Annotated in this window: 22 protein-coding genes and 1 pseudogene; 1 reads left to right on the top strand and 22 read right to left on the bottom strand. The window is 68.6% G+C overall.

The window, feature by feature from the left end; genetic code table 11:
* From EV657_RS04115 to EV657_RS22640, 6 genes and pseudogenes are all read right to left on the bottom strand, one after another.
* The gene (locus EV657_RS04115) at positions 1 to 972 is read right to left on the bottom strand and encodes a quinone oxidoreductase family protein (RefSeq protein WP_134077218.1); all 972 of its coding nucleotides are present in this window, start codon (positions 970 to 972) and stop codon (positions 1 to 3) included.
* A 3-nt stretch (positions 973 to 975) separates the two neighbouring features.
* A complete protein-coding gene (locus EV657_RS04110; protein WP_113668744.1) occupies positions 976 to 1,380 on the bottom strand; it encodes a carboxymuconolactone decarboxylase family protein in 405 nt (134 codons plus the stop codon).
* A 67-nt stretch (positions 1,381 to 1,447) separates the two neighbouring features.
* Positions 1,448 to 2,269, bottom strand: a complete 822-nt coding sequence (locus tag EV657_RS04105; RefSeq protein WP_134077217.1) for a cyclase family protein — start codon at positions 2,267 to 2,269, stop codon at positions 1,448 to 1,450.
* Positions 2,270 to 2,623: 354 nt separating this feature from the next.
* Positions 2,624 to 3,037 carry a Hint domain-containing protein gene (locus tag EV657_RS22485; RefSeq protein WP_166673636.1) on the bottom strand — a complete coding sequence of 138 codons (414 nt, stop codon included), beginning with the start codon at positions 3,035 to 3,037 and terminating at the stop codon, positions 2,624 to 2,626.
* Between the two features lie 88 nt (positions 3,038 to 3,125).
* Positions 3,126 to 3,560 (bottom strand): annotated as a pseudogene (locus tag EV657_RS22480) (hypothetical protein); the annotation flags it as partial.
* Positions 3,557 to 3,730: a hypothetical protein gene (locus EV657_RS22640; RefSeq protein ID WP_243837483.1), complete on the bottom strand. Its 174-nt coding sequence runs from the start codon at positions 3,728 to 3,730 to the stop codon at positions 3,557 to 3,559. The pseudogene EV657_RS22480 and the gene EV657_RS22640, both read right to left, overlap by 4 nt.
* A gap of 290 nt (positions 3,731 to 4,020) precedes the next feature.
* On the opposite strand from EV657_RS22640, the gene EV657_RS04095 reads away from it, so the two are divergent.
* Positions 4,021 to 4,353 carry a hypothetical protein gene (locus tag EV657_RS04095; RefSeq protein ID WP_075785920.1) on the top strand — a complete coding sequence of 111 codons (333 nt, stop codon included), beginning with the start codon at positions 4,021 to 4,023 and terminating at the stop codon, positions 4,351 to 4,353.
* A gap of 58 nt (positions 4,354 to 4,411) precedes the next feature.
* Here EV657_RS04095 and EV657_RS04090 read toward each other — a convergent pair whose 3' ends face one another.
* From EV657_RS04090 to EV657_RS04015, 16 genes are all read right to left on the bottom strand, one after another.
* Positions 4,412 to 5,797: an FtsX-like permease family protein gene (locus EV657_RS04090; RefSeq protein ID WP_134077216.1), complete on the bottom strand. Its 1,386-nt coding sequence runs from the start codon at positions 5,795 to 5,797 to the stop codon at positions 4,412 to 4,414.
* Complete coding sequence (locus tag EV657_RS04085; protein WP_134077215.1) at positions 5,794 to 6,483, bottom strand: ABC transporter ATP-binding protein; 690 nt, start codon at positions 6,481 to 6,483, stop codon at positions 5,794 to 5,796. Before EV657_RS04085 ends, EV657_RS04090 begins: the two co-directional genes overlap by 4 nt.
* Before the next feature lie 6 nt (positions 6,484 to 6,489).
* Positions 6,490 to 6,957 (bottom strand): hypothetical protein, encoded by a 468-nt coding sequence (locus EV657_RS04080; protein WP_134077214.1) that lies wholly within the window; start codon positions 6,955 to 6,957, stop codon positions 6,490 to 6,492.
* Positions 6,958 to 7,032: 75 nt separating this feature from the next.
* Positions 7,033 to 8,787, bottom strand: a complete 1,755-nt coding sequence (locus EV657_RS04075; RefSeq protein WP_134077213.1) for an alkaline phosphatase — start codon at positions 8,785 to 8,787, stop codon at positions 7,033 to 7,035.
* Between the two features lie 412 nt (positions 8,788 to 9,199).
* Positions 9,200 to 9,637, bottom strand: coding sequence for an SRPBCC family protein (locus EV657_RS04070; RefSeq protein WP_134077212.1), 438 nt, complete (start codon positions 9,635 to 9,637; stop codon positions 9,200 to 9,202).
* 14 nt (positions 9,638 to 9,651) lie between these two features.
* Positions 9,652 to 10,485, bottom strand: coding sequence for a phosphoenolpyruvate hydrolase family protein (locus EV657_RS04065; RefSeq protein ID WP_113668753.1), 834 nt, complete (start codon positions 10,483 to 10,485; stop codon positions 9,652 to 9,654).
* A complete protein-coding gene (locus EV657_RS04060; protein WP_134077211.1) occupies positions 10,485 to 11,681 on the bottom strand; it encodes a Tm-1-like ATP-binding domain-containing protein in 1,197 nt (398 codons plus the stop codon). Before EV657_RS04060 ends, EV657_RS04065 begins: the two co-directional genes overlap by 1 nt.
* A gap of 212 nt (positions 11,682 to 11,893) precedes the next feature.
* Entirely contained in the window at positions 11,894 to 12,853 is a 960-nt protein-coding gene (locus EV657_RS04055) for an ABC transporter ATP-binding protein (RefSeq protein WP_134077210.1), read from the bottom strand.
* Positions 12,850 to 13,830, bottom strand: a complete 981-nt coding sequence (locus EV657_RS04050; RefSeq protein WP_075785929.1) for an ABC transporter ATP-binding protein — start codon at positions 13,828 to 13,830, stop codon at positions 12,850 to 12,852. The genes EV657_RS04055 and EV657_RS04050 overlap by 4 nt, the downstream gene beginning before the upstream one ends.
* A gap of 4 nt (positions 13,831 to 13,834) precedes the next feature.
* Positions 13,835 to 14,740 (bottom strand): ABC transporter permease subunit, encoded by a 906-nt coding sequence (locus EV657_RS04045; RefSeq protein WP_075785930.1) that lies wholly within the window; start codon positions 14,738 to 14,740, stop codon positions 13,835 to 13,837.
* A 1-nt stretch (position 14,741) separates the two neighbouring features.
* Positions 14,742 to 15,749 carry an ABC transporter permease subunit gene (locus tag EV657_RS04040; protein WP_075785931.1) on the bottom strand — a complete coding sequence of 336 codons (1,008 nt, stop codon included), beginning with the start codon at positions 15,747 to 15,749 and terminating at the stop codon, positions 14,742 to 14,744.
* 112 nt (positions 15,750 to 15,861) lie between these two features.
* Positions 15,862 to 17,457, bottom strand: a complete 1,596-nt coding sequence (locus EV657_RS04035; protein WP_113668756.1) for an ABC transporter substrate-binding protein — start codon at positions 17,455 to 17,457, stop codon at positions 15,862 to 15,864.
* 218 nt (positions 17,458 to 17,675) lie between these two features.
* A complete protein-coding gene (locus EV657_RS04030) occupies positions 17,676 to 18,824 on the bottom strand; it encodes a sodium ion-translocating decarboxylase subunit beta (protein WP_207802416.1) in 1,149 nt (382 codons plus the stop codon).
* Between the two features lie 13 nt (positions 18,825 to 18,837).
* A complete protein-coding gene (locus tag EV657_RS04025) occupies positions 18,838 to 19,233 on the bottom strand; it encodes an acyl-CoA carboxylase biotin carboxyl carrier protein subunit (RefSeq protein WP_134077209.1) in 396 nt (131 codons plus the stop codon).
* Positions 19,230 to 19,616, bottom strand: a complete 387-nt coding sequence (locus EV657_RS04020; protein ID WP_134077208.1) for an OadG family transporter subunit — start codon at positions 19,614 to 19,616, stop codon at positions 19,230 to 19,232. Before EV657_RS04020 ends, EV657_RS04025 begins: the two co-directional genes overlap by 4 nt.
* A gap of 8 nt (positions 19,617 to 19,624) precedes the next feature.
* Positions 19,625 to 21,178: an acyl-CoA carboxylase subunit beta gene (locus tag EV657_RS04015; RefSeq protein WP_134077207.1), complete on the bottom strand. Its 1,554-nt coding sequence runs from the start codon at positions 21,176 to 21,178 to the stop codon at positions 19,625 to 19,627.
* Between the last annotated feature and the right edge of the window lie 192 nt (positions 21,179 to 21,370).

The following is a 21,370-nucleotide window of genomic DNA, read 5'->3' as shown; positions in this document are numbered from 1 at the left end:
CTACGGCAAGAGCACCGTCGCCCCGGTGGTGGCGCGGGATTCAAGCGCGCGATGGGCCTCGGCGGTCTCGGCCAGCGGCCAGGTTTTCCCGACCCGGGGCGTCAGCGTGCCCTCGGCGACCGCCGCGAACAGCTCGGCCGCGCGGGTGCGAAGCTCGGCCGGATCGGCGATGAAATCGAACAGCACCGGTCGCGTCGCCGACAGGCTGCCCTTGGCCAGATCCGACAGGCGGAAGCCATCGGGCAGGCCCGAGGACTGGCCGAAGCTCACGAACATGCCGCGCGGTTTCAGGCAGGCGAGCGAGCCGCGCCAGGTGTCCTGTCCGACGCTGTCATAGACCGCGTCGACGCCAAGCCCGTCGGTCGCGGCCATCACCGGCGCCACGAAGTCGCCCGCGCGGTAGTCGATCACCTCGGCATAGCCATGGGCGCGGGCAAGCGCCGTCTTTTCGGGCCCGCCCGCGGTGCCGATGGCGCGCACGCCCTTCGCCGCCAGCCATTGCCCCAGCAGAAGCCCGACGCCCCCTGCCGCGGCATGGACCAGCACGGTCTGGCCTTCGCGGACCGGAAAGCTCGAGGTCATCAGGTACTGCGCGGTCAGCCCCTTCAGCATGATCGAGGCCGCGATCTCGTCGGGGATGGCATCGGGCAGGGGCACCAGCCGGTCGGCGGGCAGCACCCGCGCGGTGCAGCAGGCGCCGGTGCGCGTGGTATAGGCCACGCGCTGGCCGACCGTGAGCCCCTCGACCCCGGGGCCGACCGCCTCGATCCGGCCCGCCGCCTCGCTGCCGGGGATCAGGATCTCGCCCGGCCAGGGATAGAGGCCCGAGCGGAAATAGGTGTCGATGAAATTCAGCCCGACCGCGCCGTGCCGGACCAGCACCTCGCCGGGGCCGGGGGCGGGCGGGCTCCAGTCGACCCAGTCAAGCGTTTCGGGGCCGCCCGGCGCGCGGGCGATGATGGCCTTGTCCATGGCTCAGACCTCGAATTCGGGATCGACCGGCACCTGCATCGCGGTGACCAGGGCATTGGTCTGCGAGGCCAGCCCGATCACGGCGAGGAAGTCCTGGTACTGGGCCTCGGTCATGCCCTTGGCGCGGGCCGAGGCGGTATGGGAATGGGCGCAATAGGAACAGCCATTGGCGACCGAGACCGCCATGTAGATCAGCTCCTTGGTCAGCGGGTCGAGCGGGCTTTCGGTCGCCATCACCGCCTTGACCTGCGCCCAGGTCGTTTCCAGCACCGCGGGCTGGCTGGCCAGGGCCCGCCAGACATTGTTCACGAAATCGGTCTTGCGGGTGGCGCGGATGTCGTCGAACACCGCCTTGACGCGCGGGTCGGCCTCTGCCTCCGCGTCGCTCCAGATCTTCACCGTGGCCATCGGGTCTCCTTGGGTTGGGAAAGGGGCCGCTCCGGGCCAGGGGCGCGGGAGCGGCGGGAAAACAAGCTCAGACCAGCGCGAAGATCCGCGCGGGCCCGCCGGTGCCACCCTTGTGCTTGGGCGCGCCGATCACCAGCGTCGCGCCCGCCGCGGGCATCCGGTCGAGATTGGCGAGGCATTCGATGCCGAACCGCCCCGAGGGCAGCCAGGCGTAATGGGTCGCGAAATCGGGCGAGTTGCCCGGATCGAGCGACAGCGTGTCGGACCCGATCGAGGCCGCGGCGGTTTCCTCGATCAGCATCTCGGCGGCCTCCGCGTGGAAGCCCGGATAGTGCTGCACGCCCTCTGCATCGGCATTGCGAAAGCCCGGGCCGCTGGCCTTGTCGCCCCAGCCCGAGAACATCGCGACGCAGGCATTTTGCGGGATCTCGCCATGGGCGGCGATCCAGGCGCGGATGTCGTCGGGGGTGAGGGTGGTGTCGGCATCCTCGGCGGCGCGGGCGGCGATGTCGATCACGCAGAGCGGCGCCACCAGGTTTTCGACCGCGATCTCGTTCACCGCCGCGCCATCGACCGAGAAATGCAGCGGCGCGTCGATATGGGTGCCGGTATGTTCGTTCACGCGGTATTCGGCCAGGTTGAAGCCGTGCTCGGCGAAATTGAACTTCTGGTCCCAGAAGAACTGCTGTTCGCCGAAGAAGGTGGGAAAGTCGGCCGAAAGCTCATGGGTCATGTCGGTCACCGCCGCATGGCCCTGCGCCAGCGCCCGGGGCGCCGAGGCGGTCAGCCCGGCGGCCGCCGCCAGACCGGCCCCCGCCGCCCCGGCGAAGAAGCCGCGCCGCGACAGCATGCGGTCCTTGACCGCCGTCATCACGCAGATATCGCACATGTTGGAAATCTCCCTGTTCCCGGGGCCAGCCGTCCCGCCGGCCCTCGGGCAGAGCTTAGTAAGCTGCTGGCAAAACTGTCAAACACGCTGCTCTGCCGGGAAGCTGGGGTTTGATGCCGGTTTGCGGCCCGGAACGGATGTCCCGGCGCGGCTTGGGCGCTGTCCGGCGTTTCCTGCGTGGGGCACGGGCAGGCCACGACGCGGGCGCGGGGCGGGGTGGGGTGGGGCGGGCGAAAAGCGTGGTGTAGGTCCGGCCGAAGGCTTGGACCCGGCGGGCATCGCGCAGAAGGTCCGGGACAGGGCCCTGCCTTCGATGCCGAGGCATCCGAGGCCCGGTCGGGCCTTGCCGCGCCCTCAGGCGGGCCGGGCGCGGGTCAGCACAGGACGCACGCGGCGGGCCATCGCGGGCAGGGGGGCGGTGCCGAAAAGGCGCCGGAGCGGCCCGGCGCTTCGCCGCAATTCCGGACCGATACAAAGCGTCTCGCTCCAGATCCCGTCGACGCAGACAAGCTCATGCGTGCCGAGGTTCAGATGCAGATGCAGATGCAGATGCAGATACAGCAGCGGGGTCCTGCGCCGGGCGGGTTGCAGGCGGGTCAGACCCAGTTTCTCGGCCAGATGGCGGGCGCGCACAATCACCTCGCGCCCGTCGGGCGCCTGCATCGGACCCCCGTGCTGGCGCGACAGCAACATGGCCCGGTCCGGCCGCTCCGGCCCCAGCGCGCCGACCGCGATCCGCACCGGGCATAGCGCGGCATTGGCCGCCATCTCGCGCGGCCGCCATATCGCGCGGGACGACGCGGCGGCGCAGGAGGCGTCCGACCGGGCGCGGGCCGTTGGCGCGCGTCTCGACCAGATCGCCGGGCCTCAGCCGGTCGATCCGGCGCGGCCCCTTCGGCGTGGCGATCCGCGATCCCGCGGCAAAGCAGGGCAGGCTGGGACCGGGGGCGGCCTGTAGCTGTCGGACCCGACCAGGCGGGTCCGGATCTGGTCTTCGGTGACGGCATCGTTCCAGGAAAAGGACCGGTCCAGCGCCATGCGGTCGTCCGGGCCGCCGCCCGCGATCCTCAGCGTCCAGATCCGGCGGTCCTCGGTCGGGGTGATGACGGTGGCGTCCGGGCTGAGATCGCCGATAGGGACGAAATCGAGCTCGGGATCGAAGCCGTGCATATGGTCGCTGCCGCGCCAGCGCCGAAGGCCACGTATTTGGCGTCCCCGAATGGCCGTCCGGCCAGATCTGGTCGTCGCCCGCGCCGCCAAGCAACTGATCGTCGCCAGACCCGCCCGTCAGTGCGTCATTGCCGTCGCCGCCGAAGATCGTGTCGCCTTGCGATCCGCCGTCGATGGTGTCGTCGCCCGCGCCGCCCGGGATGGTGTGTTGCCCTCGTGCCCCTCGATCAGATCGCGCCCGTCGGTGCCCGTCAGGCCGTTGCCGGTCCGGTCGCCGTCGAGTGTCGCCACGCCTCCGTCCTCCGCTGGTCCCCGCCCCGCTTGTGGGCGGGGGCGCATTAAAACGGGTTTGACAGGTTCGCTCAACGTTCCCTTTCCTCACGGCGTCCGGCGGGGCGCCGGACGGCGGAGCCTTGCCGCGGCCGGGCGATCCTACGGCAAGAATCCGCTTGCAGATCGCGCGCGAATATATTGAAACAAATCGCCTTTTGCGGGAGTTAGTCCTTTATCTTACGTTCCGGAGATACCGCATCCGCTCCGGTGTTCGCCTCGATCGGTGCGGGAAGGAGATGCAGACGGCAATGCTTGTGCTTTTCACACTCGCCTCGATTGCTGCGGGAGCGCTTTCGGCTTTGGCGGGCGCCTTGCTGCTGGACAGTGGATGGGCGACCGTTCTGCTGTGTTACTGGCTGGGCGGTATGGTCGGCGGCGGCGCCGCCGTGACGGTCGTGGCGCTGCGGGACGAGCCCGAGGACGACACCGATCGCTTTGTCGGGACCCCGCCCGATCTCGGGGTCGGCGAAACCGCCCGGACGCGCCCGGACCCCGCAAAGCCCCAGGCCGGGGCCGAACCGGTCGAGGCGGACCCGGGCACCGCGCGGAGCCGGATATGCGAGGGCTGCGATTCCCATTGATCGCCGCGCAGGACGCCCCGGCAGATCCGGCGCCCTGCGCCGCGATGCGCGCGACCGCTCAGTCGCGCAGGGCGGCCGCCGGGGGTTGGCGATAGGCCAGCCAGGCCGGGACCGCCGACAGCCCCGCCGCCCCCAGCACCAGAAGACCGAAGCCCAGCAGGTCGCCCGGGGCGAAGGCGACCGGCAGCGGGAAGCCCCGCTCGGCCGCAAAGGCGCGCGACAGACCCTCGGTCGCGGCAAAGCCCAGCCCTAGGCCCAGCAGGATGCCGGTCCCGAACAAAAGCGCCAGTTCCAGCCAGACGATGCCGAAGACCGCCCCGCGCGGCGTGCCGAAGGCCCGAAGCGCCCCGATCTGGCGCCGCCGCTGGCCGACCTGGATCACCGTCACCAGCAACAGCGCCGCGGCGACCAGTGTCTGCGCGCCGACCGCGACCGCGACCAGCACCCGCTTGGCATCGCCCAGCATTGCGTAAAGCCCGGTCAGGACCTCAGCCGGAAAGACCGCCAGCGTGTCGCCCGTCGCGCGGTAGTCCTGCCGCAGGCGGTAGGCATCGGCGATGCTGCGGGGCTTGACCAGGATCGCCGGAAGGCCCGGAGCCTCGCCCGCCGCCCAGGTTTCGTCAAGCGGCGCATCGGGGTCGAAGGCCGGGGCGTCATGGCTGTCGTGATCGTCGTGATCGGCGTCGCCGTGATCGTCGCCATGGTTTTCGGCGTGGCTTTCGGCGTGGTCTTCGCCGGCGGCATGGGCATGGGCGTGGTCCTCCTCGTCATGCCCATCCGCGTCATGCGCTTCTTCGTCATGCCCCTCGGCCTCATGGTCGTGCCCGTCATGCGCCTCGTGCCCAAGCCCGTGGACATGCCAGACCGCCTGGATCGGCACCAGAACGGCGCGGTCCCAGGGGGTGCCGGTAGGGTCGAGCCGCCCGGTGACGCGATAGGCGATACCGGCATGGGCATGGCCGCCCTCGGCCTGCTTGCCATGGGTCGGAACCAGCGTGTCGCCCAGGGCCAGATCGACCGCCGAGCCGATCACCGCCTCGCCCTCGGCGGCGAAGGCGCGACCTTCGGCAAAGCCGGTCGTCGTCATCTCGATCAGCGTGGTGGTGGTGCCGATCACCGGAAAACCCGCCACGAAATCGCCAAAGCCGATGGGGGCCGCCCAGGCCACGCGCGGGTCTTCGGTCAGCGCGACCAGCGTGTCGCCCGGCATCAGCGGCAGCGCCGCGGGCTGCAGGAAGACCGAAGACAGCACCAGTTGCGTGGCGCTGCCCGGCGCGCCGACGATCAGATCGAATTTTTCCGAGGCGCGCGCGCTGCCCAGACGCAGGGCGCGTTCCTGCAGGGTGACGGTCGTTCCCAGTGCCACCGCCAGCGCGATCAGCAGCACGATGACCGCCGAGCCGAGGCGAAACCGTTTCAGGTCGGCCAGAACGAAGTGGATCATTGCCGGGCTCCTTCGCAGCCGCTGTCGGACAGGATCTCGCCGCCGGAGAGGCTCAGCACCCGGTCGAGCCGCGCGGTCAGGCGGCTGTCATGCGAGACCACGATCAGCGTGGCGCCCGAGCGATGGGCGAGGTCGATCAGCAGCGCGCCGATGGCCGCGCCGTTCTCCGGGTCGAGGCTGGCGGTGGGTTCGTCGGCGACGATCACCCCCGGCGCGCGCAGAAGCGCCCGCGCCACCGCCACGCGCTGCATCTCGCCGCGCGACATGGTCTCGACCGGCTGGCCGGGTCGGTCCAGACCGACCTCGGCCAGCAGCGTCCGGGCGCGGTCCTTCATCGCCGTGTCGGCGACCCGCGACAGCCGCGCGGGCAACAGCACGTTCTCAAGCGCCGAGAGCCCCGGGAAAAGGTGGAAATCCTGCATCACCAGACCGATATTGGCGCCGCGCCAGCGGTCGCGGGCGCCTTCGGGCAGGCGCGCGATATCGGTGCCGTCCCACAGCACGCAGCCGCTGCCGGGCGGGGCGAGGCCGGTGACGATGTTCACAAGCGTCGATTTTCCCGAGCCCGAGGGCCCGGTCACCGCGACGCGGGCACCGGCGGGAATGTCCAGATCGGGGATGCGCAGCACCGGGGCGGCGAGGCCGGGATAGGCGACTTCGACAGACGACAGATGAAGACCCAGCATGGCGGTTCAGACCTTGGAATAGCGCGCGTCGCGCAGGCGCAGCTGGCTGACGAAACCGGTCTCGGGATCGACCGAGGACCCCCGGTCAAGCCGCCCGATGACCTCGATGGTCTGGTTGGGCTGCACGAAGGTCTGGCTGCGGTCGAGATAGACCACGACGATGTTGTCGGGCCAGTCGGTATCGGTCGAACAGAACGGACACAGCGCCATGGGGATCGCGGTCAGCACGAAGAAATTCGATTCCGCTTTCAGCGGCGGCGCCATGAAGCCCCGGATGCGCACCCTCTCGCCGGTCAGCGCGATCACCTTGTCGGAAAAGGTCAGGCCCAGCGGGCTGAAGGCGCTGTAAAGCTCGTCGAAGCCGATCAGCGGGGTTTCGGCGGCGGCCGGGCGGGGGGCGGTCAGAAACATGAGACCGGGCAGGGCGGCAAGGCACAGCCTGCGGGTCCGGTCGGGGGCGGCGGGGTCGGTCATGGCGGTCTTCCGGGGCAGGGGAAAGGAATGGGGCCTGCCCGGACGGTGTTCCGCCCGGACAGGCCCCGCGTCAGGTCATTTCTGGACGGTGCCCAGCGCGAAGGCGTCGGCCAGAACCTTGTAGACGTCCGACTGTTCCATGTAGCCCTTGAACGCCTCGGCGCCCGGCCCGGTCGCCTGCAGCACCACGTCGTCGACCGCATGGACCGCGGTATCGGCCGATTTCGGCAGGTTGCCGATCCGCAGCACGGCGCCGGGGAGGTCCTTGTAGGCCTCGTTGGCGACGTATTCGCCCTTCTCGTTCTTCACCGACGGCTCGAACGGGCCGTCCATCTTCGGCGCCCAGGTTTCGTAATAGTCGGGGAAGTTGCTCGAGAAGATCGCCAGCCGCCGCGACACGTCGATCTTGTCGGGATAGCCGTCGCCGTCGGCATCGGTGTAGGTCGGGAAGCCGGCGTCGTCATAGGTGCCGACCTTCTCGCGCATCTCGTCGCCGGGCTTGTCGTCGTCGATGGTGCCGATCACCGAAACGCCATGGGTGTGGTCGCCGGTGACGACGATCAGCGTGTCGGGATGGGTCTCGGCGAAGGCGCGCGCGGCGGCCACGGCCTGGTCGAACTCGATGGTGTCGATGACGGCGCGGTCCCAGTCCATCGGGTGGGACATCTTGTCGATCGAGGCGCCCTCGACCATCAGGAAGAAGCCGTCCTCGTTCTTCGACAGCTCGTCCAGCGCGGTCCGGGTCATCTCGACCAGGCCCGGCTGGTCGGGGAACTTGCCGACCGAGCCCTGATGCAGGAAGCTGCGGTCAAGCTTGGTGTCCATGTTGCCGGTATGGAAAAGACCCAGCAGCTTGCCGCTGTTCGAGCCGCGCGCCGCGTCAAGCTCGGCCGCGCTGGTGGCCAGCGTGTAGCCCGCCTCGCGGAACATCGCGACATAGTCCTTGTCGTCTTTCCGCTTCGATCCGGGGATGTCGGACTTGAGGAAATAGGCCGAGCCGCCGCCCAGCATCACTTCGGGCTGGATGTCGTAGAACATGCCCACGATATCGGCCTTGTCGCTGCGCTTGCGGGTATGCGAGACGACGGCCGCAGGCGTCGCGTCTTCCAGTTCCGAGGTGGTGACGACGCCGATGGATTTTCCGGTGGTGCGGCGCAGGGCCTCGGCGATGGTCTCGACCCTGGGGTCGTCCTGGGTCGGCGCGGTGCGGTCGGCATAGACGCCCAGCGCGTTCACCCGCGACTTGTGGCCGGTCATGTAGGCCGACATCGTGTTGGCCGAGTCGGTCGCGATCGAATGGGTCGACGAGGTGCCGATGAAGGCCATGTGGTCGAGATCGTCCATCGCCAGACGGCCGTCCGCCTTGCCCTCGGTCATGCCCTGCGACATGATCCGCGCCGCGGTCCGGTGCGCGACCGACAGCCCGTCGCCGAGGAAGAAGATGATGTTCTTAGCCTTGGGCGTCTCGGGGGTGGTGTAGACCTCCCAGGTCACGGTCTTGGTCTCGTCGCCGGCCTTGACCTCGACGGTGTAGCTGCCCGGCTCGGCCAGGGCCAGATCGCGCAGGATCAGCGCCGATCCCAGCACGGCGTCATCGGCGCCCTTTTCTTCGGCGACATACTCGGCGGCGGTGCCGAAGGTTTCGGCATAGGGCTTGCCGTTCACGGTCACGGAAATGTCGGCCTCGGGATGCACCGCGTCCAGCTCGACCTTGAAGTCGAACGGCGAGGACACGAGGATCGTCGCCCGGTCGAGCGGATAGACCGCCGTGGCCTGCGCCGCACCGGCGAGAATCGTGCTGGCGGCGAGCGCTGTAAGAAGAGTTCGCATGGGTACCTCTGCTGTGGAAGGAAGAAGGGGGTGGTCCCTCGCGGTCCGGTTAACGACGGCATGTATCGGTCTTGTGACAAACCGGCAGGTCCGCGCTGTCGCGGCCTGTGTGGGCAGAGGCGGCATCCCGGGGTGATGACGCCACGGGCCATGACCTTCCCCAAGGGGAAGGTCCGGCCGCTTTGCGTCGGGCGTCCGGGCCGCTGTCAGCGTCCGGGCCGTGACCGGTCAAGGGACGCGGCACCGCAGGCGGGGAGGGGCATCGGCCGCACCTTTGCGCCCGGTCCCGCCGGAGCGGTCGGGATCGGGTCCGGGGGCGGTCCGGCGGGAGCGGGGGATCAGGTCCGACCGGGGCGCGGGCGGCCCGGCAAGGGGGCGGGTCGGCGGCGCGGGCCGCCGACCGCAGCGACGATCAGGCGAGGTGGCGTTTCAGCGCGGCCCAGCCTGCGGCAAAGACGCCTTCGGAAATCACCGGGCCGTATTTGCCCCGGTCTTCCGGCGCCTCGTCGAAGACCGCTTCCCAGAGCGCGAAGGTCTCGCCGGTCTCGGAGACCGGGAACAGCGCGATCCGGGCGATGTAGTTCTCGACCGGGAAGGCCGGCTTGACGAAGCTGTAGCTCAGCGTGAACGCGCTGTCGTCGAGCGACAGCAGCTTTTCACGCACATGCCCGCCGCCGCCCGCCAGATGGAAGGACCGCACCGCTCCGACCGCATCGGCGCTGCGGCCGTCCTCGATCTCGCTGCGCTCGATCGCCGGGTGCCAGCTGGGCAGCCCGTTGAAGTCGCGCAGGATTTCCCAGACCTTCTCGATGGGCGCGGGGATCACCGCGCTGGCATAGGCCCTGGCCATGATGTCCTCCCTTGTCAGCCTCGGGTGATGGTCTTGAACCGCCGCGTCTGGTCGATCAGCGCGGTTTCGGTCGGCAGCCGCTCCATGCTGGAGGCGCCGTAGAAGCCGTGACAGTCGGGCGCGTTCGACAGCACATAGGTCGCGTCCTCGGGCATCGAGATCGGCCCGCCATGGCACAGCACGATGATGTCCTTGCGCACGCTCAGCGCGGCCTCGGCGATGGACTGGACCTTGACCGCGCTGTCTTCCAGCGAGATCGCGGTATCGGCCCCGATGGCGCCGCCCGTGGTCAGCCCCATATGCGCCACCACGATATCGGCGCCCGCCTCGGCCATTGCCCGGGCCTGATCGGTGTCGAAGACATAGGGCGTCGTCAGCATGTCCTTGGCGCGCGCCAGCGCCACCAGATCGACCTCGAGCCCGTAGCCCATGCCGGTTTCCTCAAGGTTCTGGCGAAAGGTGCCGTCGATCAGCCCGACCGTCGGGAAGTTCTGGATGCCCGAGAAGCCGATGGCCTTCAGCTGGTCCAGGAACGGATCGAAGTTGCAGAACGGGTCGGTGCCGTTCACGCCCGCCAGAACCGGGGTGGTCTTCGTCACCGGCAGCACCTCGCGGGCCATCTCGACCACGATCTCGTTGGCATTGCCATAGGCCAGAAGCCCGGCCAGCGAGCCCCGGCCCGCCATCCGGTAGCGGCCCGAATTGTAGATCACGATCAGGTCGATGCCGCCGGCTTCCTCGCATTTGGCCGAAAGGCCGGTGCCCGCGCCGCCGCCGATGATCGGGCGGCCCTCGGCGATCATGCCGCGGAATTTCTCCAGCAGATCCTTGCGTTCGAACCGGGCCATCAGGCGATCTCCTTCCAGTGGGTGTAAAGCGCGTCCGAGAACGCCTCGTCATTGATGTTGTGGGGCAACCGGATCAGGCGGCGGTCGGGCGTCTGCTCGACCGTGGCCTCAAGGGCGTCGAACAGCGCGCTGCGGGCGTCGATCAGCTCGAAGGGCATGCCCGGCGCGTCCAGCATCGACACCCCGCCCTCGGGCAGCAGGAAGCGCACCGGACCCTTGCAGGCATTCAGCCGGGCGCCGATCCATTCGCCCATCTGGCGGCATTCGTCGGGCGTGGTCCGCATCAGGGTGATCTGCGGGTTGTGCTGATAGAACTGCCGGTGGGCATAGCGGTCGGGGACCGAAGATCGGGGTCCGAAATTGACCATGTCGAGCGCGCCGCAGGACCCGACATAGGGAATGCCGGTGCGGGCGATGGCGCCCAGCCGGTCCTCGGTCGCGGCGAGGATGCCGCCGAACAGCAGATCGCAGATCTCGGTCGTCGTGGTGTCGATGACCGACGAGATCATGCCAGAATCGACAAGCTTTTCCATCGCCTGTCCGCCAGTGCCGGTGGCGTGAAAGACGATCGGGTCGACCTCGGCCCCGAGCCGGTCGGTCAGATGCGTGACGCAGGGCGTGGTGACGCCGAACATGGTCAGCCCGACGGCGGGGCGGTCGTCGCCCGCCGCCTCGGGCGCGGCCTTTGCCATGCCCGCGATGGCCCGGGCGGCATTGCCGAGGATCACCCGCGAGATCCGGTTCAGCCCGGCGACGTCGGTCACCGAAGGCATCATGGTGATGTCGGAGGGGCCGACATAGGGCGCCACATTGCCCGAGGCCAGCGTCGAGACGATCAGCTTGGGCACACCCACGGGCAGGGCGCGCATCCCGGGCGCCGCCAGCGCCGTGCCGCCCGACCCGCCCAGCGAGATCATCGCGCCGATATCGGCGCGGGTCGCGACGAAGGCCTCGAAGGCCGCCGCCATTCCGGCAACGGCCGTGCCGCGATCTCCGGTCATGACCGCACCCGTCCCCTCGGGATGGCAGGCGGCCACCTCGGCCGGGGTCACATCGGCGCCGCTGCGATGCCCGGGCGAGGTCGAGAGGTCGACCTGGACGACCTCCAGCCCCTGATCTGCCACCAGCCCGGCGACATGCGCAAGCTCGCGGCCCTTGGTGTCGAAAGTGCCGACGACGAATACCTTTTTCGCCACCTCGTTCTCCCTTTTCTTGCCGGGAGGCCGTCCCACCTCCGGGCTTCATCCGTTCGGATTGTCAAATGGTTAACATAGCCGTCCGGACGTTCCAAGCGATGCCGGGCGCGCCGGGGCCGCCCGGCGGCCGCCAGGTGAAAATGTCGCGCGAGGTGCAATTGAGCGGGCGGGTGCGGTCGCCCGCCCGGACTCTGCATCGCCGTTTTGTCGGGTCAGAGGCCTTCGGGGAAGAAGCAGGCCGCGGCATGGGGGGCGCCGGTCAGCTCGGGCCGGTCCTGGCGGCACCGGTCCTGCGCCTTCCAGCAGCGCGGCGCGAAGGGACAGCCCGCGGGGATCGCCAGCGGCGAGGGCAGCTCGCCCTGCAGCTTGATCCGTTGCCGCGCGGGGTCGGGTTCGGTCGAAGGCGTCGCCGACAGAAGCGCCTTGGTATAGGGATGGCGCGGAGTGGCGAAGACGTCCTCCTTGGTCCCGAACTCGACCGGGCGGCCGAGATACATCACCATCACCTCGTCGGCCACGTGCCGGACCACCGACAGGTCGTGCGAGATGAAGAGATAGGCCAGATCCATCCGTTCCTGCAGATCGAGCAGCAGGTTCAGCACCTGGCTCTGGATCGACAGATCCAGCGCCGAGACGGGTTCGTCCAGCACCAGCAGCTTGGGTTCCAGCATCAGCGCGCGGGCGACCGCGATCCGCTGCCGCTGCCCGCCCGAGAACATGTGCGGGAAGCGGTCGTAATGCTCGGGGCGAAGCCCGACCAGCCGCATCATCTCGCGCGCCTTCTCGGACCTGTCCTTCGCGGACATGTCGGGGCGGTTGATCTTCAGCGGTTCCTCGAGGATCGTGCCGATCCGGTGGCGCAGGTTGAGCGAACCGTAGGGGTCCTGGAACACGATCTGCACGGTCGAGCGCAGCCCGCGCCAGTTCTCGGGCGTCGCGGCCTTGCCATCGAGCGTCAGCGCGCCGCCCGTGGGTTCCTCGATCAGCGTCACCAGACGCGCCAGCGTGGACTTGCCGCAGCCGGATTCGCCCACGACCGCCAGCGTCTTTCCGGCCGCGATCGAAAAGCTGGCTTCGGACAGCGCCTTGACGGTGGCGGGCTTCGAGAAGAGCCCGCCGCCGACCTCGTAATGGCGGGCGAGGTGATCGGCGACGACGACAGGTACGGTCATCGGGCGGCCTCCGTGGCGGCGGTGTCGAGCGGATAGTGACAGCGGGCGATCCCCAGCGCAGGCGGCTGCACCGGCGGGGGGCTGTGGCGGCAGGTGTCGTCGGCGAACCGGCAGCGCGGCGAGAAGAGGCACCCTTCGGGCCGGTCGAACTGCCCCGGCACGACGCCCGGGATCGTCGGCAGACGCCGTTCGGTCGCGCGTTCGGGCAGGGCGGCCAGAAGCGCTGCGGTATAGGGGTGATGCGGGGTCTCGAACAGCGCGCGGACGGGCTGTTCCTCGACCTTCTGGCCGGCATATTGCACCTGCACCCGCTGGGCCGTCTCGGCGACGACGCCCATGTCATGGGTGATGAGGATCAGCGCCATGCCGGTGCGTTGCTGCAGGCCCTGAAGCAGGTCGAGGATCTGCGCCTGGATCGTGACGTCCAGCGCGGTGGTGGGTTCGTCGGCGATCAGCAGGCGCGGCTGGCAGGCCAGCGCCATGGCGATCATCACCCGCTGGCTCATGCCGCCCGACAGCTGGTGCGGGAAGGCGTTCAGCCGTCGTTCGGGATCGGGGATGCCGACCATCTCCATCAGCTCGATGGCGCGGGCATGGCGCGCGCGGCGGTCGAGCTTGAGGTGCTGGCGCAGCGTCTCCTTGATCTGGAACCCGGCGGTAAAGCACGGGTTCAGCGAGGTCATCGGCTCCTGGAAGATCATCGAGATGTCGCGGCCGATCACCTGGCGGCGCTGGCGGGCGGTCAGGCGGCGCAGGTCGGTGCCGTCGAAGCTCATCTCGTCGGCGGTGATGCGCGCGGTCCAGGGCAGAAGCCCCATCAGCGCCATCATCGAGACCGACTTGCCGGACCCGCTTTCGCCGACAATGGCGAGGATGTCGCCCGTGTCGACGGTCACGTCGACCCCGTCGACGGCCCGGAACGGGCCGCCCGCGGTCGAGAACTCCACCGAAAGGTTGCGGATGGACAGGAGCGCCATGGGATCAGCTCCGCTTCAGTTTGGGATCGAGCGCGTCGCGCAGCCCGTCGCCCATCAGGTTGATCGACAGCACCGTGATCAGGATCGCGAGGCCGGGGAAGGTCACGACCCACCAGGCGCGCAGGATGAATTCGCGGGCCTCGGCCAGCATCGTGCCCCATTCCGGGGTCGGCGGCTGCGCGCCCATGCCCAGAAAGCCCAGAGCCGCCACGTCGAGGATCGCGTTCGAGAAGCTCAGCGCCATCTGCACGATGATCGGCGCCAGGCAATTGGGCAGCACGGTGATGAACATCAGCCGCCCCAGCCCCGCGCCCGCGACCTTGGCCGAGGTGACATAGTCGCGGGTCCGCTCGCTCATCACCGCGGCGCGGGTCAGGCGCACATAGTGGGGCTGCAGCACGACGGCGATGGCGATCATCGCGTTCAGAAGCGTGGGGCCCAGGATCGCCACCAGCACCAGCGCCAGCAGAAGCGAGGGGAAGGACAGGATGATGTCCATCAGCCGCATGATGACGGTGTCGAGCCATTTCGGCGCGAACCCCGCGACCAGCCCGATCAGGATGCCGGTCGAGGCGGCCAGGACCACGACGACGAGGCCCACGAAGAAGGAATAGCGCGCCCCGTGCAGGAGCCGCGAGAGGATGTCGCGGCCCAGCGGGTCGGTGCCCAGCGGAAAGCTCCAGCTGCCCTCGGCGGTCCAGAACGGCGGCAGCAACGTGTGGTCGCGGAACTGCTGGGTCGGGTCGTGCGGGGCGAAGATGTCCGCGCCCAGCGCCAGCACGACGAAGAAGGCGAAGACGTAAAGCCCGATCACGGCGCCGCGGTTCTCGCGGAAATAGCGCCAGAACTCCTTCAGGCGGCCGGGGCGGTGATGGGGCGCGCGGGGCGCATCGGCGGTCGCGTCAACCATGTCAGCGTTTCCGGATCTTGGGATTGATGACGCCGTAAAGCAGATCGACGATCAGGTTCACGATCATCACCATGCCGGCGATCAGCAGCAGGCCGCCCTGCACGACGGGGTAGTCGCGCCGGTAGATGCTGTCGACCATCCACTTGCCGATGCCGGGCCAGGAAAAGATCGTCTCGGTCAGGATCGCGCCCGCCAGCAGCACGCCGACGGAAAGCCCGATCACCGTCACCACCGGGATCAGGGCGTTGCGCAGGGCATGCAGGCCGCTGACCCGGATCGGGGCCAGACCCTTGGCGCGGGCGGTGCGGATATAGTCCTCGCCCAGCACTTCCAGCATGGCCGACCGGGTCTGCCGCGCGATCACCGCCAGCGGGATCGTCGCCAGCACGATCGAGGGCAGGATCAGGTGATCGACCGCCGAGGCAAAGGCGCCCTTCTGGCCCGACAGAAGCGAATCGATCAGCATGAAGCCGGTCGTGTCGGGGAAGTAGTACAGAAGGTCGATCCGGCCCGAGACCGGGGTCCAGCCCAGGTTGCCCGAGAAGACGATGATCAAGAGCAGCGCCCACCAGAAGATCGGCATCGAATAGCCCACAAGCGCCGTCGACATCAGCGCCCGGTCGAAGAACTTGCCCCGGTTCACCGCGGCGATCACGCCCGCGGGGATGCCGAGGCAGATGGCGATGACGATGGCGCAGAGCGACAGCTCGACCGTGGCCGGGAAGAGGGCGAAGAACTCGTCCCAGACCGGCTTCTTGGTGACGTAGCTCATGCCGAGATTGCCGTGCAGGATACCGGTCAGGTAGTCCCAGAACTGGACGATCAGCGGTTGGTCGAAGCCGAACTGTTCGCGCAGTTCCTGATAGCGGGCCTCCGACAGGCCGCGTTCGCCCGCCATGACGATGATCGGATCGCCGGGCAGGACGCGGATGAAGGCAAAGGAGATCAGCGTGACCCCGATGAAGGTCGGGACGAAGGTGAGAAGTCTTGCGAGGAAAAACTTGAGCATGTTGGGAAAACCCGTGTCAGCTCTGGGGGCGGGCGTGTGTCATGGCCGCGCCCATTGCCCTGAGAGGCGGGGCTTGTAAAGCCCCGCCGCCTATTTTTCGATCAATCTGCGATCAATTTTCGAGGCTGACCTCGGTAAAGATGTGCAGCCCGAGCGGGTGGACCTTGTAGCCCTGCACCTCGTCGCGCATCGGCATGAAGACCTTCGAATGCGCGATGGTGGCCCAGGGGGCCTGCTCCTTGAAGATGACCTGAGCCTCTTCGTAAAGCTTGGCGCGGTCGGCCTGGGTCGGCAGGGTCTTGGCCTTCTGGATCAGGTCCTCGAAGGGCTGATAGCACCATTGCGACCGGTTCGCCCCGCCGACGCCGTCACAGCTGAGCAGCGTGGCCAGGAAGTTGTCCGGGTCGCCGTTGTCGCCGGTCCAGCCCAGCAGCACCGCGCCGTCGCGGTCCACGTCTTTCGAGCGGTCGAGATATTCGCCCCATTCATACGACACGATCTCGGCCTTGACCCCGACCTTCTCGAAATCGGCCTGGATCAGCTCGGCCATGCGGCGGGCGTTGGGGTTGTAGGGCCGCTGCACCGGCATCGCCCAGACCTTCATCGACAGATCGGTGACGCCCTCGGCCTCCAGCATCGCCTTGGCGGCTTCGGGATCGTAGGCATCGTCCTCGACCGCGTCGTTATAGCTCCACATGGTCGGCGGGATCGGGTTCTTGGCGATCTCGCCCGAGCCCTGGAACACAACGTCGATGATGGCCTGCTTGTCCATCGCCATGTTCAGCGCGCGGCGCACCTTCGGATTGTCGAAGGGCGGCTGCTGGGTGTTGTAGGCCATGTAGCCCACGTTCAGGCCTTCCTGCTCCTGCACGGTGATGCCGTCCTCGGACTTCATCGCCGCGACATCGGCGGGGTTCGGGAAGGGCATGACATGGCATTCGCCCGCCTTCAGCTTCTGGTAGCGGACCGAGGCGTCGGGGGTGATCGCGAAGATCAGGTTGTCGAGCTTCGGCAGCCCCTCGCGGTAGAAGCCCTCATGCTTGCGGTACCGGATCACCGCGTCTTTCTGATAGGCGACGAAGGCGAAGGGGCCGGCACCCAGCGGCTGCTGGTTCAGCATGTCGGGCGTGCCCGCATCCAGCAGCTGATCGGCATATTCCTTGGACATGATCGAGGCGAAATCCATCGCCATGTTGGCGATGAAGGGGGCCTCGGGCCGGGTCAGCTTGAAGGCGACGGTCAGGTCGTCGACCTTTTCGATGCTCTCGATCAGGTCGGGCATCGACATGGCGTTGAAATACTCGAAGGTGCCGCCCGAGGCGTCGTGGAACGGGTTCTCGGGGTCGAGCTGGCGCATGAAGCTGAAGATCACGTCATCGGCGGTCATGTCGCGCGTCGGCGTGAAGAAATCGGTGGTCTGGAACTTGATGCCCGGCCGCAGATGGAAGGTGTAGGTCTTGCCGTCCTCGGAGATGTCATAGCTTTCGGCAAGCCCCGGGATCACCTCGGTGGTGCCGGTCTTGAACTCGACGAGGCGGGCATAGACGGCCTGTCCGGCGGCGTCGAAGGTCGTGCCCGAGGTATAGAGCGCCGGGTCGAACCCTTCGGGCGAGCCCTCCGAGCAATAGACCAGCGTCTGTTGCGCGGCGGCGGCCGTGGCCATGGTCAGCGCAAGCGCCGAGGTGGTGAGAAACGTGTGTAGGGTCATTTTGTACCTTTCATGGGATCCCGGCACCCTGTCCCATCGGTCATGCCGGTGATCTGTTCGTTGTCGAAGGCCCCGACAGCAAATCCGGTTGCGGCCGGGCGGTCAACGGCAACTTGCCGGGCCGGACGCAAAGGCAGGCGGGATTGCCCGCCGGTTGGCAAGGGGCCAGCGAAAACGGCGGGGCGGCAGCGCCCCGCCTGCGACAAGAGGCCTCTGCTTCAACCGGCGTACTGGGCGATGAAATAGCCCGCGACCACCGCCGTGCCGATCACGCCCGCCACGTTCGGGCCCATGGCATGCATCAGAAGATAGTTGCCCGGGTCGGCGCGCTGGCCCTCGATCTGGCTGACGCGGGCGGCCATCGGCACCGCCGAGACCCCGGCAGACCCGATCAGCGGGTTGATCTTGGTGCGGCTGACCAGGTTCATCGCCTTGGCCATCAGCACGCCCGCGGCGGTGGCGATCCCGAAGGCGATCACCCCGAGCCCGAGGATCTTCAGCGTGTCGGCATTGAGGAACCGCTCGCCGGTCATGGTGATCCCGACCGAGGTGCCCAGCAGGATCGTCACGACATTGATCACCTCGTTCTGCGCGGCCTTGGCCAGACGCTCGGTCACCAGGCTTTCGCGCAGCACATTGCCCAGCATCAGCATCCCGATCAGCGCCGAGGCCGCGGGCACCAGGAGGATCACCACCACCGTCACCAGCCCGGCGAAGATCAGCTTTTCCAGCCGCGAGACCGGGCGCAGCGACTGCATCCGGATCTTGCGTTCGGCCTCGGTGGTCAGGGCGCGCATGATCGGCGGCTGGATCAGCGGCACCAGCGCCATGTAGCTGTAGGCCGCGACCGCGATGGGGGCCAGCAGATGCGGCGCCATCTTGTTGGCCAGAAAGATCGAGGTCGGACCGTCGGCGCCGCCGATGATGCCGATGGCGCCGGCCTCCTGCGGGGAAAAGCCGATCAGCGTGGCCCCGAGGAAGGTGGCGAAGACCCCGAATTGCGCCGCGCCCCCCAGAAGCAGCGTGCGCGGATTGGCGATCAGGGGCCCGAAATCGGTCAGCGCGCCCACGCCCAGGAAGATCAGCGGCGGGAACAGCTCCAGATCGACGCCGAGCGAGATGTAATGAAAGAGCCCCCCCGCCACGCCGTCGCCGGGCGGGTTCACCAGCCCCTCGGTCGGCAGGTTCGCCAGCAGGGCGCCGAAGGCGATGGGCACCAGCAGCAGCGGCTCGAACTTGCGGAAGATGGCGAGGTAGAAAAGCCCCGCCACGATCAGCCACATCACCGCCATCTGCCAGGTGACATCGGGCAGGGCGGTCATGCCGACAAGGCTTTCGAGCCGGGCGCTCAGCGGATCGGGCTGCATCGGACGCGCCTCCTCAGGACAGCACCAGCAGGACCTGCCCCTCGGTCACGGTCGCGCCGGGGGCCACGTGAAGCGCGCTGACGGTCCCGGCCTGCGGCGCGCGGATATCGGTGTTCATCTTCATCGCCTCCAGCACCAGCAGCGGATCGCCCGCGGCGACGCTCTGGCCTACCGACACCGCGACGCTGACCGTGGTGCCCGCCAGCGGGCTCAGCACCGCGCCGGGCTCGGCCGGGGCTGCGGGGGCGGCGGCGGCGACGGCCGGGGCGGTCGCGCGCGGGGCGGCTGCGGGGGCCGTGGCCGTGGCCGGACGGGACGGCGCTGGCGGGGTTTCGGCCGCGCCGGTTTCGATCTCTTCCACCGTCACGTCATAGGCGGTGCCGTCCACGGTGATCCGCAGGCGCTTCATGGCTTGGGTCCTCTCATGATGTCCGGGGTCTTGCCGCCCAGCCGCGGCAGGGTCGGGCCCCATCCGGTGCGGATGCGATGGGCGGCGAAGGTCTCGATCCGGCCTTCCAGCGGCCAGCCATCGACACGATGGGCGGGGGCGGCGACGCGGGTGATGCGATGGCCGGGCCCGAGGGTTTCGGCCACCGCCGCCGCGATGGCCGCGAGGTGATGGGGGGGCACGCCCGGCGCGACGGGCGGCCGGGGCGCGACAACGGGCCTCTCGGCCTTGCGCGCGGCCCGGATGAAGGCCCGCCCGATCAGCGCGCAGGCGCCCCAAAGCGAGGCCAGGACCAGCAGCACCACCGCAAAGCCGGTTCCGATCAGGGACAGGTTTTCCAGCATGATCGGACCTAAAGCGGGATGTTGCCGTGTTTCTTGGGCGGCCGGGTCTCGCGTTTCGACAACAGCCCGCGCAGGGTCAGCGCGATGGCGCTGCGGGTCTGGCGCGGCTGGACGATATCCGACACGAAGAGCCGCCCGGCCGACAGATAGGGCGAGGCGAATTCGGCGCGGTATTCGGCGGCCAGCTCGCGGGCGCGCGCGGCGCGGTCCTCGGCCTCGGCCAGATCCTTGCGGTAGAGGATGTTGACCGCGCCCTCGGCCCCCATCACCGCGATCTCGGCGGTGGGCCAGGCGATCACCCGGTCGGCCCCCATGTCCTGGCTGCACATCGCCAGATAGGCGCCGCCATAGGCCTTGCGCATGATGACGGTGATCTTCGGCACCGTCGCCGAGGCATAGGCGAACAGCATCTTGGCGCCATGCCGGATGATGCCGCGCCGTTCCTCGGCCACGCCGGGCAGAAAGCCCGGCACGTCGACCAGCGTCACCAGCGGAATGTTGAAGACGTTGCAAAGCCGCACGAAACGCGCGCCCTTGTCCGAGGCGTCGATGTCAAGCGCGCCCGCCTTGACCATGGGCTGGTTGGCGACAAAGCCCACCACCACGCCGCCGATCCGGCCGAAGCCTACCACGATATTGGCGGCAAAGCCTGCCATCACCTCGAGGAAATCGTCCTCGTCGGCGAGCCGCGCGATCACCTCGCGCACGTCATAGGCCGATTTCGGGTCTTCGGGGATCAGCGCGTCAAGCGCGGGGTCGTCCTCGACCGTCAGGTCCGGCTCGATCCGGTGCGGCGGGTCCATCATGTTGTTCGAAGGCAGGAAGGACAAGAGCCGGTGGACCAGCGCCACCGCATGGGCGTCGTCCTCGGCGATGAAATGGATGTTGCCCGCGACCGAGGCATGGGCCTCGGCCGAGCCGATCTCGTCCATGGTCGTGGCCTGTCCGGTGACCGCGCGGATCACCTCGGGGCCGCAGATGAACATCTGGGCATGTTCGCGCGTCATGATCACGAAATCGGTCAGGGCGGGGCTGTAGGCCGCGCCGCCCGCGCAGGGTCCGGCAATGACCGAGATCTGCGGCACCACGCCCGACAGCTGCACGTTGCGGTAGAAGACCTGGCCATAGGCCGAAAGCGCGCCCACGCCCTCCTGGATCCGCGCGCCGCCGGAATCGTTGAAGCCCACGACCGGCACGCCCGCTTTCAGCGCATGGTCCAGAACGAGGCAGATCTTGCGCGAATGCATCTCGCCCAGCGTGCCGCCCACGACGCCGAAATCCTGGCTGAAGGCCGCGACCGGGCGGCCGTCGACAAAGCCCGTGCCGGTGATCACGCCATCGGCCGGGATCGACTTCTTCTCCATGCCGAAATGGCGGGTGGCGTGCTGGGCGTGCAGCCCGGTTTCCTGGAACGTCCCAGGAGAATAGAGCGCCTCGATCCGTTCGCGCGCGGTCAGCCGTCCCTTGGCATGGCGGTCCGCGGCCTTGGCCGGGCCGCCGCCCTCGAGCGCGGCCGCGCGCCGCTTGTCCAGTTCATCCGCAAGGGATCGGGAAATTGCCATGGCACCCTTCCGCTTCGGGGCCGTGCCGGGGACCGGAGCGGCCTGTTTCAGGACCGCGGCCCGGCCCTCCTGCCGGGTATACCGGAAGGTCTTCCGGCACGCCACAGGCGACCGGACGGAAGGCGGGCGCGGGGCAGGCGGCGTGGGGTCGCCCCCCGAACCCCCGGATAAAAGCCCAAAATCGGGGCAGAT

This window comes from Rhodovulum visakhapatnamense (assembly GCF_004365965.1).
In the GTDB taxonomy this organism is placed as follows: Bacteria; Pseudomonadota; Alphaproteobacteria; order Rhodobacterales; family Rhodobacteraceae; genus Rhodovulum; species Rhodovulum visakhapatnamense.
This window is presented reverse-complemented; position numbering and strand designations above follow the sequence as displayed.

Excerpts from the sequence above, each read along its gene's own strand:
- EV657_RS04115 (WP_134077218.1), bottom strand. The coding sequence starts at position 972 with ATGGACAAGGCCATCATCGCCCGCGCGCCGGGCGGCCCCGAAACGCTT.
- EV657_RS04110 (WP_113668744.1), bottom strand. The coding sequence starts at position 1,380 with ATGGCCACGGTGAAGATCTGGAGCGACGCGGAGGCAGAGGCCGACCCG.
- EV657_RS04105 (WP_134077217.1), bottom strand. The coding sequence starts at position 2,269 with ATGTGCGATATCTGCGTGATGACGGCGGTCAAGGACCGCATGCTGTCG.
- EV657_RS22485 (WP_166673636.1), bottom strand. The coding sequence starts at position 3,037 with ATGGCGGCCAATGCCGCGCTATGCCCGGTGCGGATCGCGGTCGGCGCG.
- EV657_RS04095 (WP_075785920.1), top strand. The coding sequence starts at position 4,021 with ATGCTTGTGCTTTTCACACTCGCCTCGATTGCTGCGGGAGCGCTTTCG.
- EV657_RS04090 (WP_134077216.1), bottom strand. The coding sequence starts at position 5,797 with ATGATCCACTTCGTTCTGGCCGACCTGAAACGGTTTCGCCTCGGCTCG.
- EV657_RS04085 (WP_134077215.1), bottom strand. The coding sequence starts at position 6,483 with ATGCTGGGTCTTCATCTGTCGTCTGTCGAAGTCGCCTATCCCGGCCTC.
- EV657_RS04080 (WP_134077214.1), bottom strand. The coding sequence starts at position 6,957 with ATGACCGACCCCGCCGCCCCCGACCGGACCCGCAGGCTGTGCCTTGCC.
- EV657_RS04075 (WP_134077213.1), bottom strand. The coding sequence starts at position 8,787 with ATGCGAACTCTTCTTACAGCGCTCGCCGCCAGCACGATTCTCGCCGGT.
- EV657_RS04070 (WP_134077212.1), bottom strand. The coding sequence starts at position 9,637 with ATGGCCAGGGCCTATGCCAGCGCGGTGATCCCCGCGCCCATCGAGAAG.
- EV657_RS04065 (WP_113668753.1), bottom strand. The coding sequence starts at position 10,485 with ATGGCCCGGTTCGAACGCAAGGATCTGCTGGAGAAATTCCGCGGCATG.
- EV657_RS04055 (WP_134077210.1), bottom strand. The coding sequence starts at position 12,853 with ATGACCGTACCTGTCGTCGTCGCCGATCACCTCGCCCGCCATTACGAG.
- EV657_RS04050 (WP_075785929.1), bottom strand. The coding sequence starts at position 13,830 with ATGGCGCTCCTGTCCATCCGCAACCTTTCGGTGGAGTTCTCGACCGCG.
- EV657_RS04045 (WP_075785930.1), bottom strand. The coding sequence starts at position 14,740 with ATGGTTGACGCGACCGCCGATGCGCCCCGCGCGCCCCATCACCGCCCC.
- EV657_RS04040 (WP_075785931.1), bottom strand. The coding sequence starts at position 15,749 with ATGCTCAAGTTTTTCCTCGCAAGACTTCTCACCTTCGTCCCGACCTTC.
- EV657_RS04035 (WP_113668756.1), bottom strand. The coding sequence starts at position 17,457 with ATGACCCTACACACGTTTCTCACCACCTCGGCGCTTGCGCTGACCATG.
- EV657_RS04030 (WP_207802416.1), bottom strand. The coding sequence starts at position 18,824 with ATGCAGCCCGATCCGCTGAGCGCCCGGCTCGAAAGCCTTGTCGGCATG.
- EV657_RS04025 (WP_134077209.1), bottom strand. The coding sequence starts at position 19,233 with ATGAAGCGCCTGCGGATCACCGTGGACGGCACCGCCTATGACGTGACG.
- EV657_RS04020 (WP_134077208.1), bottom strand. The coding sequence starts at position 19,616 with ATGCTGGAAAACCTGTCCCTGATCGGAACCGGCTTTGCGGTGGTGCTG.
- EV657_RS04015 (WP_134077207.1), bottom strand. The coding sequence starts at position 21,178 with ATGGCAATTTCCCGATCCCTTGCGGATGAACTGGACAAGCGGCGCGCG.